Source organism: Tepidamorphus sp. 3E244, assembly GCF_046159835.1.
Taxonomy (GTDB): domain Bacteria; phylum Pseudomonadota; class Alphaproteobacteria; order Rhizobiales; family Tepidamorphaceae; genus JACKJK01.
This window is the reverse complement of sequence record NZ_JBJXCY010000002.1, coordinates 578160-591928: the sequence shown is the minus strand read 5'-3', so window position 1 is coordinate 591928 and position 13769 is coordinate 578160. Positions and strand designations below refer to the sequence as shown.

The 13769-nt window shown below is 64.6% G+C and carries 17 protein-coding genes; 11 read left to right on the top strand and 6 right to left on the bottom strand.

What is annotated here, in order from left to right; genetic code table 11:
- The first annotated feature begins 2 nt into the window (after positions 1-2).
- Positions 3-1148 (top strand): PqqD family protein, encoded by a 1146-nt coding sequence (locus tag ACKTEK_RS11680; RefSeq protein ID WP_409165473.1) that lies wholly within the window; start codon positions 3-5, stop codon positions 1146-1148.
- On the opposite strand, the gene ACKTEK_RS11675 is transcribed toward ACKTEK_RS11680, so the two are convergent.
- The 6 genes from ACKTEK_RS11675 to phnF form a co-directional block, all read right to left on the bottom strand.
- Positions 1145-1834, bottom strand: a complete 690-nt coding sequence (locus ACKTEK_RS11675) for a class I SAM-dependent methyltransferase (RefSeq protein ID WP_409165472.1) — start codon at positions 1832-1834, stop codon at positions 1145-1147. The genes ACKTEK_RS11680 and ACKTEK_RS11675 overlap by 4 nt on opposite strands.
- Positions 1831-2070 carry an acyl carrier protein gene (locus ACKTEK_RS11670; protein WP_409165471.1) on the bottom strand — a complete coding sequence of 80 codons (240 nt, stop codon included), beginning with the start codon at positions 2068-2070 and terminating at the stop codon, positions 1831-1833. The genes ACKTEK_RS11675 and ACKTEK_RS11670 overlap by 4 nt, the downstream gene beginning before the upstream one ends.
- Complete coding sequence (locus ACKTEK_RS11665) at positions 2067-2636, bottom strand: GNAT family N-acetyltransferase (RefSeq protein ID WP_409165470.1); 570 nt, start codon at positions 2634-2636, stop codon at positions 2067-2069. Before ACKTEK_RS11665 ends, ACKTEK_RS11670 begins: the two co-directional genes overlap by 4 nt.
- On the bottom strand, positions 2633-3223 hold the full coding sequence (locus ACKTEK_RS11660) for a hypothetical protein (RefSeq protein ID WP_409165469.1): 591 nt from the start codon (positions 3221-3223) through the stop codon (positions 2633-2635). The genes ACKTEK_RS11665 and ACKTEK_RS11660 overlap by 4 nt, the downstream gene beginning before the upstream one ends.
- A complete protein-coding gene (locus ACKTEK_RS11655) occupies positions 3220-4662 on the bottom strand; it encodes a class I adenylate-forming enzyme family protein (RefSeq protein WP_409165468.1) in 1443 nt (480 codons plus the stop codon). The genes ACKTEK_RS11660 and ACKTEK_RS11655 overlap by 4 nt, the downstream gene beginning before the upstream one ends.
- A gap of 171 nt (positions 4663-4833) precedes the next feature.
- A complete protein-coding gene (gene phnF / locus ACKTEK_RS11650) occupies positions 4834-5571 on the bottom strand; it encodes a phosphonate metabolism transcriptional regulator PhnF (protein ID WP_409165467.1) in 738 nt (245 codons plus the stop codon).
- Between the two features lie 109 nt (positions 5572-5680).
- Between phnF and phnG the strand changes: the two genes are divergently transcribed.
- The 10 genes from phnG (at position 5681) to phnE (ending at position 13761) form a co-directional block, all read left to right on the top strand.
- Positions 5681-6154: a phosphonate C-P lyase system protein PhnG gene (gene phnG / locus ACKTEK_RS11645; protein ID WP_409165466.1), complete on the top strand. Its 474-nt coding sequence runs from the start codon at positions 5681-5683 to the stop codon at positions 6152-6154.
- Entirely contained in the window at positions 6154-6771 is a 618-nt protein-coding gene (gene phnH, locus ACKTEK_RS11640) for a phosphonate C-P lyase system protein PhnH (protein WP_409165465.1), read from the top strand. The genes phnG and phnH overlap by 1 nt, the downstream gene beginning before the upstream one ends.
- Position 6772: 1 nt before the next feature.
- Positions 6773-7885, top strand: coding sequence for a carbon-phosphorus lyase complex subunit PhnI (locus ACKTEK_RS11635; RefSeq protein ID WP_409165464.1), 1113 nt, complete (start codon positions 6773-6775; stop codon positions 7883-7885).
- Positions 7882-8736 (top strand): alpha-D-ribose 1-methylphosphonate 5-phosphate C-P-lyase PhnJ, encoded by an 855-nt coding sequence (locus tag ACKTEK_RS11630; RefSeq protein ID WP_409165463.1) that lies wholly within the window; start codon positions 7882-7884, stop codon positions 8734-8736. The genes ACKTEK_RS11635 and ACKTEK_RS11630 overlap by 4 nt, the downstream gene beginning before the upstream one ends.
- Positions 8729-9520: a phosphonate C-P lyase system protein PhnK gene (phnK, locus tag ACKTEK_RS11625; protein WP_409165462.1), complete on the top strand. Its 792-nt coding sequence runs from the start codon at positions 8729-8731 to the stop codon at positions 9518-9520. Before ACKTEK_RS11630 ends, phnK begins: the two co-directional genes overlap by 8 nt.
- A gap of 3 nt (positions 9521-9523) precedes the next feature.
- Positions 9524-10225, top strand: coding sequence for a phosphonate C-P lyase system protein PhnL (phnL, locus tag ACKTEK_RS11620; RefSeq protein ID WP_409165461.1), 702 nt, complete (start codon positions 9524-9526; stop codon positions 10223-10225).
- Between the two features lie 3 nt (positions 10226-10228).
- Positions 10229-10843 (top strand): DapH/DapD/GlmU-related protein, encoded by a 615-nt coding sequence (locus ACKTEK_RS11615; RefSeq protein WP_409165460.1) that lies wholly within the window; start codon positions 10229-10231, stop codon positions 10841-10843.
- Between the two features lie 101 nt (positions 10844-10944).
- Complete coding sequence (gene phnC, locus ACKTEK_RS11610; protein ID WP_409165459.1) at positions 10945-11790, top strand: phosphonate ABC transporter ATP-binding protein; 846 nt, start codon at positions 10945-10947, stop codon at positions 11788-11790.
- Between the two features lie 65 nt (positions 11791-11855).
- Positions 11856-12854: a phosphonate ABC transporter substrate-binding protein gene (gene phnD / locus ACKTEK_RS11605; RefSeq protein WP_409165458.1), complete on the top strand. Its 999-nt coding sequence runs from the start codon at positions 11856-11858 to the stop codon at positions 12852-12854.
- A 94-nt stretch (positions 12855-12948) separates the two neighbouring features.
- Positions 12949-13761, top strand: coding sequence for a phosphonate ABC transporter, permease protein PhnE (gene phnE / locus ACKTEK_RS11600; protein ID WP_409165457.1), 813 nt, complete (start codon positions 12949-12951; stop codon positions 13759-13761).
- Positions 13762-13769: the final 8 nt, after the last annotated feature.

Below are 13769 nucleotides of genomic sequence, written 5' to 3'. Positions count from 1 at the left end.
CCATGTTCTACACGGTCTTCAGCACCAACGTCTCGCCCTACATGCAGTGGCAATCGGAGCTGCTGGAATATTCCTGGAAGCGTGTCGGACAGGAGGGCGCGCTGGTGCGCCTGGTCGCGACCGACAGGCCGGACCGGCTGCCGCAGCACAAGTACGCGCGATCTGTCGCGACGAAGCTCTGGGACGTTCACCCCGGTTCCGGTGACAGCTACCCGATCTACAACAAACCGGCTTCGCTTCTCGAGTGGGTCTATACCGAGCGCCCCGAAGGCACCGTGCTGCTGCTGGACCCCGATTGCGTGTTCCGACGCCCGGTGACGCGCCGCGTTTCGCCCGGCGCACCGATTGGCCAGAACTGGGTCGACCTGAGCGTGGGCATGGCCAGCGCGGAAAGCCCGTTCGGGCTGGGCGAGCGCTTCGGCTTCCTGAACGATCACTGTGCGGCTACCGATTCGCGCATCGATCCGGTCATGATCCCGAAGCTGATCCATACCAGCGACCTGCGGCGCATCGCGGCGCGATGGCTGGAGCTGTGTGCCGTGGTTCGCGACAACCTGCGCTCCGGCGACGGCAACAAGGTTTGGGAATCGGACATGTATGCCTATCTGGCGGCGTGCGCCGAGTACGGCCTTCACCACGAGCAGGCAACGCTCGGCATCTGCCCGAACTGGGACCCGGTTCTCGCGCCGGATGCGCCGCTCATCCACTACTGCCAGGAAATCTTCGATACGGACGGTGGCTCGATATTCGCAAAAGGGCGTTACGAGCCGTGGACCCGGCTCGACGCGTCTCAGCCCGCCGCGCGCGAAGACGGGCGGGACCTGGTCGAGATCATCAACGCGTTCATCGATGACCGTGCGAGCGGTGTCGTGACGCCGCCGCCCGGTGCGCGGCCTGTGCGCCGCGACGGCGTGATGGAAGGACGCGTGCTGGACGACATGCTGCTGGAGCATCCCGGCGAGGTCAGCAGCCTGTGGGTCAACGCGTCCGGCAAGATCATCTGGGAGCAGTGCGACGGTGTGCGAGACATTGCAGCCATCGGCCGCGACCTGGCTGAAGCCTTCGAGGCCGATCCGGCTGCGCTGACCCGCGACGTGCAGGCTGTCGTTGCGCAGCTTCAGGCTGCGCGCCTCGTGGACCTTCGCTAGGGCTGCTCGGAGGCCTTCTGGATTACCACGAGCTGTGACCAGAAGTGCATTAAGCGCACGTCACCGCGCCGCATGTCCATGTCGAACAGCTTCTCGCGGAACACGGTCTCAAGGTCGGCCCGGTCCTGCCTGATCGAATTCCCGATAGCGGCATTGTCCGCCAGCGTGTTCTCCATGAAGTCCGGATCATCTTCGTGGTTCGCATAGTCGACCCACGACATGCCGAGGTCCTCGATGATGTAGAGCCCACCGGGACTCAGAAGCGGGAACAGAATGCGGAAGGAGGCGACGCTCAGCGCGTTGATGTGGCTGGCGTCGTCGAGGATGATGTCGAACCCGCCGACGCGGTCTGACAGTGCCTTCAGCGCATCGGCGTCGTTCTGCGAGGCGATTTCCACCTCGATGCGGTCTTCGGACTGCGCGACGCATTCGGGCTTGATGTCGACGCCGATGATGCGGCCCTGCCGGAAGTAGTCCTTCCACATCCGCAGCGAATGGCCGCCGCGCACGCCCAGCTCCAGCAGGTTCACCGGCAGTTCGCGATAGGGCGTCATGTAGCGGTCGTAGATGTCGAGATAGCTCTCGCCGAGGAAGCTGTGGGAGGCGTCGTGCTTGTCGGTGCCGAAGTGCCGACCAAGGTCTTGAAGCGACGGCGGGGTATCGCCCGTTTGCCCCCCTGCCGTCATGCAACGGCCCGCGCGATCGCCTGAAGCGTGGACAGGCTGGCGATGACCTCGGACTCCAGCGGCCTGCCGCGGTGCTCCTCGAGCGCCATGATGATGCGCACGTGGTTGAGGCTGTCCCAGGCCGGTTCACTCTGGATCGACAGGTCATCGGGAATTTCTGCGGCCGGACGTTCGAATATGTCCGCGACGAGTGCCCTGGCGGCTACAAGGTTCGCGGCATCCGGTTGTGTCGTCATGTGACGGTGCCTTTCGGTAGGGGTGGGCGATTGGCGGCCCATTCATCGGGCAGAAGACTGAACACGAGCTTGTCGATACGGCCATTGTCCGTCAGTAGACGTCCCTTCAGAATCGCATCCTGCCGGAAGCCAAGCTTCTGATACAGGAAAGCCGACGCGAAATTGCGCGCGGCAACCGTGCCGTGCACGATTTTTACCGGCGTGCGGTCAAACAGCAGATCGATCACCACAGCGCGTGCCTCCTCCGCGATGTTCGCCCCCCGGTCGGCGGGGTCCGGAATTATGATCGCGAGCTTTGCGATCCGTCCGCCTTCGACATGGGCAATGTGCAGACCGATCAACTTGTTGTCGGCGCGGCGCCAGATCTCGTGGGTGATGAACGACGGACCGGTATAGGCGCGGATGACCTTGTACCAGCGCCAGCGGGACCAGGCCGGCGCGGACATCTCCATTGCGTCCAGGGCTTCGGTGTTTTCCGTCCAGTGGAAGGTCGACCAGGCCGTGCCGCGCCGCAACGGACGCAGGACGAGCATTGATGTCGTGATGGTGCAGCGAGGCAGTTTCATGTCGGCCAGCCCGCCCCGGACATGCGGCATATCTCGTCGCGCATCTCGTCGTATCGTTCCCGGTCAAGGCGCATCGGGATTGCCGAACTCATGCTTCCGTCCGGCAAGGGCGTGCCGGTGCGGATTTCGCCCTCGCTGATGAAGCCGAGCGCCTGATGACGGTCGAGGCTGTCGCGATCACTCGCCTGGATCGACGTCCAGAACGCCCAGGCCACCTGGCGCGAGAAGAGATCGTCGGCGAGGATCGCAAGGATTTCCGCCGTCCATTCGTCCCGCCGGTCGCGTTCTGCCAGGTAGACATCCAGTTGCAGGCAATCGCCGAAGGGTTCGACATTGAGCCGGCAAATCCCCAGCGGACAGTGGCTGTCGGCCTGCCGGATTTCCCAGGCGACACTGCGCTTGCGGGTGAGCCGGCGCAGATATCGCCACCAGCGATAGGGACCGTTCCCGCGAATTCCCGGAAAGCGCGCGCGCATTTCCTTGTCGCGTTCCCAGCCGAATGTCTGTCCTGCAAAGCGCAGCGGACGAAGCTGCGTCAGTGTCAGATGATGCCCGGTCAGCGTATGGGCGAGCGTTCCCTTTTTCACGCGTGCTCCTGCGGCTCTTCAGTGCAAAGGGAGCGCACGGCATCGCGGTTGAGCTTTCCGCGATCGGTCCGCGGCAAGGCATCGACCTGGAACAGCCGGGCAGGGATAGCTTCCCGACGAATGCGGGTTTCACACCAATCGCGCAGGTCCGCCAGCGCGGGTGCCCGGCACCCTTCTCGCGGTGCGACCGCCACGGCGACAATCTCGCCGCTCAACGGGTCGGGCAGCGGAAAGGCGCAGGCCTCAAGTATATCGGGATGTGATTCCAGCAGCGCGTCGATTTCCTCGGCCGCGATCTTGATGCCGCCGACATTGATCTCGTTGCGGATACGGCCGGAAATGAAGAGGTTTCCGTCGGTATCGATTTCACCGGTGTCGCCGGTCGCGAACCAGTCGTCGTCGATTGCCGTCGCGGTGCGCTCCGGGTCGTCAAGATATCCCGACATGAGGGCCGGGCCGGAAACGAGTATTTCGCCCTTGCCAGAGTGATGGACTGCGCCTTCCGCATCACGTACGCAGAGCGTCATGCCCCACGGTTTGCCGACGAAACCGTCGCGCGCTGCGCCGTCACGCAGGCTCCAGCCGCCGATCCAGTTCGCGGTTTCGGTGATGCCATACATGTTGAGGATATTGTCCGTCCCGGCCCACTTGGCAATGTCGGCCCATAACGCGGAGGTCAGCGGCGCGGAGCCGACATGCACCCGGCGTAGCGTCGAGCCCTGCGGTGGGTGCGCCAGTTTCAGCACTGCGCGCCAGAGCGAGGGGACAGAACTGAGAAACGAGATTTCGTGGCGATCAATGAATGCGCCGAAGCCATGCAGGTCAGCCGCGCCGGGCGCGATATGCGGGACAAGCGTGCCGCCGGCAGCAAGCGGCGTGAGACAATTGCCGATCAGCCCGTGCCCGAAGTGCACCGGCAGGACGCAGAGCGACGTATTCAGATCGTGCGCTCCGATGGCGTCGATGTTCATGCGCAGGCGGGCGAGCAGGGCGCCGTGGCTCAACACCACGCCCTTCGGCTTGGCGGTGGTGCCCGATGTCATCAGCACCAGTGCTGGCATCTCCGGCGATACGTCCATGACGCGCGGCTCGGTGTTCGCTCTCGGGTCGGCCGGTTCAAGCGCGGTGCAGCCTTCCGGCGCTTCCGGGCCGACCCACACGGCCGCACCCGTCCGCTTCGCGATGTTCGCCTTTTCGGTTGCAACGAGACTGGGTGTGACCAAGAGCGCCACCGCCTTGAGCGACCATATGGCCAGCAGGTCGATGATGGTTTCTAGCCCGCGTCCGTGGGCTAGTACGACATGGTTTCCCGGTTGGACACTGACTGCATCCAATTCGTGCGCCCGCGCCGCGGATGCCGCCAGCAGTGCCTGCCTGTCGAGACGTAACCCCGATGCGTGGTCGAGGATTGAAGCGGTCTTGCCGAGATAATGCTGCATGAACTGCCGGAGTCTGGGGGGCTGATCGCCCGAATGTGTGCCCTGACGGGACGCAGGGCAAGTACCGGACTTGCCGCATGTGCGCGGCGCGGCGAGGGATTTGCGCGGTGCCTGCACGCCAATCCGAAAGTTCTGCGAAATGCGCGAAGCAGTTGCACGGCGCGCCAACCATTAGCTTTCGAAGACCAGTTCCATCCGGTCGGCGGCCATGCGGGCGCGGGAAAACTGGATCGGCTCGCCGCTCGCCAGCACGTTGATGCTCTCCACAACCAGCACGGGGTCGCGGGGGTCGAGGCCGAGGGCTTGCGCATCCGCGTGTCCGGCCAGCGCGGCGCTGACGCTTGTCCGCAGGCGGCGGTAGTCCTGCGCGCCGAAGCGGGCAAGGGCATCCGACAATGACCCGGTCTCGGCATAAGCACCGAGCAGGCCGGGAAACCGTTCGCCGGGGAACCAGCTCGTGGTGACGCTCACCGGCGCGCCGTCGGCCATGTAGAGGGTTTTCACCTGAAGCAGTTCGCTGCCGGTCGCCACGTTGAGGTGCCGGGCCAGCGCGGGGTCGGCGCGCAAGGTGGCGCTGGCGATCATACGGCCGAGCGGTTCGCGGTTCTGCGCGGCGATGATCTCGGAAAAGCGCGTGCGGCTGCTGACGGGATAGGAGATGCGCCCGCCGGTCTCTGTAACGAAGGTGCCGCGCCCACGCTGCGAGCGGATCAGACCTTCGTCGGCGAGGGCAGCCAGCGCGCGGCGTAGCGTGTGCCGGTTCACGCCGAATCGCTGGGCCAGATCGGTATCGGCGGGCAGCTTCTCGCCCGAGGCAACTCGGCCTGCGCGAATGTCGTCGCGCAGGCTGTCGGCGATCTGTCGCCAGAGCGCGATGCCGGTGCCCGCCATGGCCGTGGAAAGCGTCATTCAACCGTCACTCACGTTCGCTAGAGTTGGATCAATCCCGCAAGTCTAGACAACTAGACTTTTAAGCGCAATCGGGCGCGGCGGCAAAAGAACTTGAGGCAGGTGGCGAATGACTGGGGCAATCGACGACAATTCCGGCACCGGCTCTTCTGATCGCCGTGCGGCCATGTGCGTGCTGGCGCTGGCACCGGCGGAGCAACTGGTGCGCGCCGCAGATGCGCTGGGCACCTTGCCGAGCCACGAAATCCTGCGTGGGCCGGAGACTGGTCTCGTCATGGTGCGCGGCCGTGCCGGTGGCGGTGGCGACGCGTTCAATCTCGGCGAGGTGACGGTCACGCGCTGTACTGTGAAGCTCGCGACCGGTGAAGTAGGCCACGCCTACATCACCGGGCGCGACGGAGAAAAGGCGAAGCTGGCCGCGACACTCGACGGGATGCTCCAGCGCAACGAAAACCGGGCGGACGTGGAAGCGCGTGTCATTGCGCCGCTTGCTGAGGGGATCGCGGCCAGCGACCGGACGCGCACGGCAGAAGCCGAGAAGACCAAGGTCGACTTCTTCACGATGGTGCGGGGAGACGACTGATGGAAACGGTCCAGGTTTCTCCGCAGCGCGGGTTCGCAGACCCGGTGCATGACGCGAACGCGGCCTTCCGCGCGATCATGGATGCCATGGCGCGGCCGGGCACCAAGCAGGTGCTGTCATCGCCCGCCCACGTGCCCGACGCGCTGCATGATGCGGCGGCATCGGTGCTGTTGAGCCTTACCGATTTCGACACGACCGTGTTCCTAGAGCCGGCCCTGCGGAATGACCCGGCTCTGAAGGAATTCATCGCGTTCAACTGTGGTGCGCCGCTGACGGTGCAGGCGGACCTCGCCGACTTTGCCTTCGCCGGCTACGGCGCGGCGTTGCCGGATGTCTCTGCCTTCGCGCAAGGCACTGCGGAATACCCTGACCGCTCCACGACGCTGGTGCTCGCACTGCCTGAAGGCGACGAGTCCGGTGCGGCGGTGATCCTTCGCGGACCCGGCATCAAGGGCCACCGCGCGTTGCAGCTTCCAGGCATCGACGATGGCTTCTGGAAGAGCCTGATCGCAAACCGGCGCGGCTATCCGCTGGGGGTCGACGTGATCTTCACGCGCGGCCGCGAGATCACCTGCCTGCCGCGATCCACCCGCATCGAACTCGCAAGCGAGGCCTGACATGTACGTTGCAGTCAAAGGCGGTGAAAAGGCCATTGCGGAGGCGCACAAGCTTCTCGCGAAGGCGCGGCGCGGCGACACGAATGTGCCGGCTATCGGCATCGACCAGATCGCCCAGCAGCTGACGCTGGCGGTCGACCGGGCGATGGCGGAAGGCTCGCTCTATGACCGCGAATTGGCGGCCATCGCCGTGAAGCAGGCGCGCGGCGACCTGATCGAGGCGATCTTCCTGCTGCGCGCCTACCGCACGACTTTGCCGCGCTTCGGTTACTCGGTGCCGGTGGAAACCTCGCGCATGTTGCTCAGCCGGCGCATATCGGCGGTCTACAAGGACCTCCCCGGCGGGCAGGTGCTCGGGCCGACCTTCGACTACACCCACCGACTGATCGACTTCGCGCTCGCCGCCGGGACGCCGCTTCCCGCAGGCGCAGACACACCGCTTCCCGAGCCGGCGATGGAGCCGGCCCCGCGCATCACCGACCTGCTCAATTCCGAGGAAGGAATGATCGAGCCGGACGCGACGTCCGCGACCAGCGAGGAGCCGGGCGACCTGACACGCGAGCCGCTGAGCTTTCCTGCCGACCGGTCGCTGCGGCTGCAGGCGCTGGCGCGCGGCGACGAGGGGTTCCTGCTGGCACTCGGTTACTCCACCCAGCGCGGCTATGCGCGAACGCACCCGTTTGCCGGCGAAATCCGTCTCGGGCTGGTGGAGGTCGAGTTCTTCGCCGAGGAGCTTGGTTTCTCGGTCACGGTCGGGCGGATCGAATTGACCGAATGCCAGATGGTGACGCAGTTCCACGGTTCCGCCGACCAGCCGGCCCAGTTCACGCGTGGCTACGGGCTGACATTCGGGCACACGGAGCGCAAGGCCATGTCGATGGCGCTGGTCGACCGCTCGCTGCGGCGCGCGGAGTTCAACGAGGACCTGACGGCACCGGCGCAGGACGAGGAATTCGTGCTGTCGCACTGCGACAACATCCAGGCCACCGGCTTCATCGAGCATCTCAAGCTGCCGCACTACGTCGACTTTCAGGCCGAACTCGACCTGCTGCGCAAGATCCGCAAGGCCGACGCGGCCGAAGACGAGACCCGCCACGCGGAGGCCGCGGAATGACCCTCCAGCACTACAACTTCGCCTATCTCGACGAGCAGACGAAGCGGATGATCCGCCGCGCGATCCTGAAGGGCATCGCCATCCCCGGTTATCAAGTGCCGTTCGCCAGCCGCGAAATGCCGATGCCATACGGCTGGGGAACGGGCGGCGTGCAGGTGACCGCGTCGATCCTGGGGGCCGACGACGTGCTCAAGGTCATCGACCAGGGCAGCGACGACACGACGAACGCGGTCGCCATTCGTGGCTTCTTCGAGAAGACCGCCGGCGTTGCGACGACCACGAAAACGGCGGACGCGACGATCATTCAGACGCGGCACCGCATCCCCGAAGCGCCGCTCACCGAGAAGCAAATCCTCGTCTACCAGGTGCCGATCCCCGAGCCGCTGCGGTTCCTCGAGCCGCGCGAAACCGAGACGCGCAAGATGCACGCGCTCAGCGAGTACGGGCTGATGCACGTGAAGCTCTACGAGGACATCACCCGGCACGGGCACATCGCGACGACCTATGCCTACCCGGTGAATGTCGATGGACGCTACGTGATGGACCCGTCGCCGACGCCGAAATTCGATAACCCGAAAATGCACCAGATGGACGCGCTGCAGCTTTTCGGCGCGGGCCGCGAAAAACGAATCTACGCGATCCCACCGCACACGCAGGTCGTCAGCCTCGACTTCGAGGACCACCCCTTCACCGTGCAGGGCTGGGACAAGCCCTGCGAGCTTTGCGGGGCAGAACACAGTTACCTCGACGAGATCGTTCTCGATGACCGGGGCGGGCGGATGTTCGTGTGTTCCGACACCGACTATTGCGAGGAGCGCCGGGACGCGGCGCCGGAGGCAAGCCATGGATGACGATTTCCAACAGGACAAGCCGCTGCTGCGTGTCAGCCGGCTGACAAAGTTCTACGGCAACCGCGTCGGCTGCCGGGACGTGTCGTTCGAGCTGTGGCCCGGCGAAGTGCTGGCCATCGTGGGCGAATCCGGGTCCGGCAAGACGACGCTTCTCTCCTCGCTGTGGGGCGACCTCAAGCCGACGACCGGCTGCGTCGAATACCTCATGCGGGACGGACGGATGCGCGACGTCAACGCGCTGTCGGAAGCCGAGCGCCGCCTGCTGATGCGCACCGACTGGGGCTTCGTGCGACAGAACCCGGCGGACGGACTGCGCATGAACGTGACGGCGGGCGCCAATGTCGGCGAGCGGCTGATGGCGGTCGGCGCGCGCCACTACGGCGACATTCGCGCCAATGCGCTGGACTGGATGGGGCGCGTGGAAATTCCCGGCGACCGTGTCGACGACATGCCGCGCGACTTTTCCGGCGGCATGCGCCAGCGGCTTCAGATCGCGCGCAACCTCGTCACCGGGCCGCGTCTCGTCTTCATGGATGAGCCGACCGGGGGGTTGGACGTGTCGGTTCAGGCGCGACTGCTGGACCTGCTGCGCGGGCTGGTTTCCCGGCTCAACATCGCCGTCATCATCGTCACGCACGACCTCGCGGTTGCTCGGCTTCTCTCCCACCGGGTGCTGGTGATGAAGTCCGGCAGCGTGGTCGAGGAGGGGTTAACCGACCAGGTGCTCGACGACCCGCAGGCCGCCTATTCGCAGCTTCTCGTCTCCTCGATCCTCCAGGTGTGACCCATGCGCGAACAACTGCTGATCCGCGATCTCTCCAAGACATTCACGCTGCACCTGCAGGGCAGCACCCGCATACCGGTGATGAGCCATGCTTCGCTCGCCGTCATGCCGGGTGAATGCGTGGCGCTTGCCGGTCCCTCGGGCGCGGGCAAGAGCTCGCTGCTGCGGATGATCTACGCGAACTACCGGGTGGACGGCGGCAGCATCCTCGTTCGCGGCGAAGACAGGGTGACCGATATCGTGACGGCGGACCCGCGCACGATCATCGCCCTGCGGCGCGAAACCATCGGTTATGTCAGCCAGTTCCTCAGCGTCATTCCGCGCGTCAGCGCCGTGGACATTGTGGCGGAACCGGCCATCGCGCAGGGTCGCGATGCGGATGAGGCGACTGACGCTGCGCGAGAATTGCTCGCCCGGCTGAACCTGCCCGTACGGCTGTGGGGCCTGCCGCCCGCGACCTTTTCCGGCGGCGAGCAGCAGCGCGTGAATATCGCGCGCGGTTTTCTCGCCCGTTATGGCCTGCTGCTTCTCGATGAACCGACCGCCTCGCTCGATGCCGCCAACCGGCGCGTCGTGATCGAGATGATCGAGGACAAGAAGCGCGACGGCGTCGGCATCGTCGCGATCTTCCACGACGAGGAGGTTCGCGATCTCATCGCCGACCGCGTCGTGGACGTGACGGCGTTCACCCCGCAGGCGGCCTGACGCATGCCGGCGCTTTCGCTCGATCCACTGGTGCATCCCGATGCGCTGGTGCGCGACAGCACTCTTGGCCGCTACACCGAGGTTGCCGAGCGCGCCAAGGTCGAGGAATGCACGCTCGGCGATTATTCCTACGTGATGGAATACTCGATGCTGTGGTGCGTGGAGGTCGGCAAGTTCGCCAACATCGCCGCGCACGTACGCATCAACGCGACCAACCACCCGACGTGGCGTGCGACCCAGCATCACTTCACCTACCGGGCGACCGACTACTGGCCGGATGCCGATCACGAGCAGGATTTCTTCGCCTGGCGGCGCGCGCACAAGGTCACGATTGGCCATGACGTGTGGATCGGCCACGGGGCGACGATACTGCCGGGTGTGACCGTGGGCAACGGTGCGGCCATCGGGTCCGGGGCCGTTGTGACGCGCGACGTGGAGCCCTTTGCGGTTGTCGCGGGCGTGCCCGCCAGACCCATCCGCCAGCGCTTTTCGCAGCAGGTCTGCGAGTCCATGAACGCTTTGTCATGGTGGGACTGGGACCATGACGCATTGCGACATGCGCTTGACGATTTCCGACAGCTGTCCGCGGAAGAATTCGTCAGCAAATACAATGGGTAAGGCACAAGCTGTACATTTCATGAAAGCGTCATGCAAATGCAAAGGAGCCGTCACGACACCGCGATAGCCGTTAAGTCATCACAACAGACAGGACAGGCGGCATGTCTGCGATTTCGGTCGAAGCTCTTACCAAGACGTTCGGCGCGCGAAAGGCGCTCGACGGTGTTTCACTCAACATCGTGGAGGGCGAGATGGTCGCCCTCATCGGCGCATCGGGGTCCGGCAAGTCGACCCTGCTGCGGCACGTGGCCGGACTGGTCAATTCCGACAACACCGCATGCTGCGTGAAGGTCGACGGCAAGGTGATGCAGGAGAACGGCCGGCTGAGCGGCAACGCGCAGTCCCTGCGCCGCGAGATCGGCGTCATCTTCCAGCAGTTCAACCTGGTCAACCGGCTGTCGCTGATCTCGAACGTGCTGGTCGGCTTCCTGGCGCGGATGCCCGGCTGGCGAGGCAATCTGGGTCTCTTCACCCGCGAGCACAAGCTGGACGCCATGCGCGCCCTCAAGCGCGTCGGCATTTCGGACATGGCGCTGCAGCGCGCCTCGACGCTTTCGGGTGGCCAGCAGCAGCGCGCGGCCATCGCGCGGGCACTGGTGCAGCGTGCCCGGGTGATCCTTGCCGATGAACCCATCGCCTCGCTGGACCCGGCCTCGGCCAAGCGCGTGATGGAGACGCTGTTCGAGATCAACGCGCAGGACAACATCACCGTCGTGGTGTGTCTTCATCAGGTGGAGTACGCGCGGCTCTACTGCCCGCGCACCATCGCGCTCGCCGACGGCAAGGTCGCCTATGACGGGCCAAGCGACGCGCTCACCCACGACTTTCTCAAGACGATCTATGGCGACGCGAGCGAGGAGCTCGTGCTGCCGGATGCGCCGCTGCGCAAGCCGGCCCCGGCACGACAGCCGGTCGAGATTCGCCAGCCCGCGCTTGCCGGCGCCTGAGCCAGACGCGCCGGCCGGACCAAAGTCGAACGCAAGTCCAGAACCCGTTCAACAGGGAGTTTCCAATGAACGCTTTCACCAAGACGCTCGCCGCTGCCGCGCTGGCAGTGGGCATCACGGGCCACGCCCATGCCGCGATGGACGAGATCAATTTCGGCATCATCTCCACCGAGTCCCAGCAGAACCTGAAGACCCAGTGGCTGCCCTTCCTGGACGCCATGCAGGAAGAGACCGGCATCAAGGTCAACGCCTTCTTCGCCTCCGATTATGCCGGCGTCATCGAGGGAATGAAGTTCGACAAGGTGCAGGTCGCCTGGTTCGGCAACAAGTCCGCCATGGAAGCCGTTGACCGTTCGGGCGGTGAAGTCTTCGCCCAGACCGTCGATGTCGAGGGCAACCCCGGCTACTGGTCGCTGCTGCTGGCCCACAAGGACTCCGCGATCAGCAATCTCGACGACGTGCTGAAGTGCGACGGCTCGCTGAACTTCGGCATCGGTGACCCGAACTCGACCTCGGGCTTCCTCGTGCCCACGACCTTCGTCTTCGCCAAGAACGGCGTCGACCCGAAGACCTGCTTCAAGACCGTGCGCAACGCTAACCACGAGACCAACGCGCTGGCCGTTGCCAACAAGCAGGTCGATGTCGCCACCAACAACACCGAGAACATGGCGCGCATCGAGCAGAACAACCCGGATGCCTTCGCCAACATCAAGGTCGTGTGGAAGTCTCCGCTGATCCCGTCCGACCCGATCGTTTGGAAGAAGGAACTGGACCAGGAGACGAAGGACAAGCTCTACACGTTCTTCATGAGCTATGGCCGCCTCGGCACCCCGGAAGAAGTTGCCAAGGAGCGCGAGATTCTCTCCGGTCTGGCCTGGGCGCCGTTCAAGCCGTCCTCCGACGCGCAGCTCTACCCGATCCGCGTGCTCGCCATCTCCAAGGACATCTTCAAGATCCAGGGCGACGAGACCCTGTCCGAGGACGAGAAGAAGGCCAAGGTCGCCGAGCTTGAAGCCGAAAAGGCCAAGTACGAAGACCTGATGGCCCGCGTGCCGCAATCGTAATTCGCTTCCCCGAGCGAATGCTTGAGCCGGTGCCGGCGTCCCTCTGCCGGCACCGGATTTTTTGCAACTGATCCGCTGTTTCAGGAACCCGGCAATGTCCATCAACGGTGCCACGGCCAGCGAGCCGATCACAATTCCGCAGAAGTCGCTCAAGCACACGCTGACGACCTACGCCGGCTGGATCGTGATGATCGGTTTGCTGGGATGGGCCTACTATCCGGCCGAGATCAACCGCTGGGTCTACCTGTTCATCGATGCCGGCAACATGGCCCAGTACGCCAAGGGCTTCATGGAGCCGAACTTCCGCGACTGGCGCTATTACCTGGAAGAGATGGTCCTGACCGTGCAGATCGCGCTGTGGGGGACGGGACTTGCCGTGCTGCTGAGCATTCCGTTCGGCATCCTGTCATCGTCCAACATCGTGCCGTGGTGGATCTGCCAGCCGGTGCGACGATTAATGGATGCGTTCCGCGCCATCAACGAACTCGTCTTCGCGGTCCTGTTCGTGGTCGCGGTGGGCCTTGGCCCCTTCGCCGGCGTGATGGCGCTGTTCGTCCACACAACCGGCATTCTTGCCAAGCTGTTCTCCGAGGCCGTCGAGGCCATTGACCACCGCCCCGTCGAGGGAATCCGCGCCACAGGCGCGAGCAAGTTGCAGGAAGTCATCTACGGGGTCATTCCGCAGGTGTTCCCCTTGTGGATTTCCTTCTCTCTTTACCGCTTTGAATCGAACGTGCGCTCGGCCACCGTTCTGGGTCTCGTCGGGGCCGGAGGCATTGGCCAGAACCTGTTTGAATCGATCCGCGGCTTCTACTACGCGGAGACGGCGGCCATCATCATCATTGTCGTTGTTACGGTGACGCTCACCGACCTGCTGTCGCAGCAGTTGCGCCGGATGACGATCTGACCCACGTT

Coding starts and splice junctions, on each gene's coding strand:
- ACKTEK_RS11630 (WP_409165463.1), top strand. CDS start 7,882: ATGACCCTCCAGCACTACAACTTCGCCTATCTCGACGAGCAGACGAAG.
- ACKTEK_RS11670 (WP_409165471.1), bottom strand. CDS start 2,070: ATGACGACACAACCGGATGCCGCGAACCTTGTAGCCGCCAGGGCACTC.
- phnK (WP_409165462.1), top strand. CDS start 8,729: ATGGATGACGATTTCCAACAGGACAAGCCGCTGCTGCGTGTCAGCCGG.
- phnC (WP_409165459.1), top strand. CDS start 10,945: ATGTCTGCGATTTCGGTCGAAGCTCTTACCAAGACGTTCGGCGCGCGA.
- phnG (WP_409165466.1), top strand. CDS start 5,681: ATGACTGGGGCAATCGACGACAATTCCGGCACCGGCTCTTCTGATCGC.
- ACKTEK_RS11635 (WP_409165464.1), top strand. CDS start 6,773: ATGTACGTTGCAGTCAAAGGCGGTGAAAAGGCCATTGCGGAGGCGCAC.
- phnL (WP_409165461.1), top strand. CDS start 9,524: ATGCGCGAACAACTGCTGATCCGCGATCTCTCCAAGACATTCACGCTG.
- phnD (WP_409165458.1), top strand. CDS start 11,856: ATGAACGCTTTCACCAAGACGCTCGCCGCTGCCGCGCTGGCAGTGGGC.
- phnF (WP_409165467.1), bottom strand. CDS start 5,571: ATGACGCTTTCCACGGCCATGGCGGGCACCGGCATCGCGCTCTGGCGA.
- ACKTEK_RS11615 (WP_409165460.1), top strand. CDS start 10,229: ATGCCGGCGCTTTCGCTCGATCCACTGGTGCATCCCGATGCGCTGGTG.
- phnH (WP_409165465.1), top strand. CDS start 6,154: ATGGAAACGGTCCAGGTTTCTCCGCAGCGCGGGTTCGCAGACCCGGTG.
- ACKTEK_RS11680 (WP_409165473.1), top strand. CDS start 3: ATGTTCTACACGGTCTTCAGCACCAACGTCTCGCCCTACATGCAGTGG.
- ACKTEK_RS11665 (WP_409165470.1), bottom strand. CDS start 2,636: ATGAAACTGCCTCGCTGCACCATCACGACATCAATGCTCGTCCTGCGT.
- ACKTEK_RS11675 (WP_409165472.1), bottom strand. CDS start 1,834: ATGACGGCAGGGGGGCAAACGGGCGATACCCCGCCGTCGCTTCAAGAC.
- phnE (WP_409165457.1), top strand. CDS start 12,949: ATGTCCATCAACGGTGCCACGGCCAGCGAGCCGATCACAATTCCGCAG.
- ACKTEK_RS11655 (WP_409165468.1), bottom strand. CDS start 4,662: ATGCAGCATTATCTCGGCAAGACCGCTTCAATCCTCGACCACGCATCG.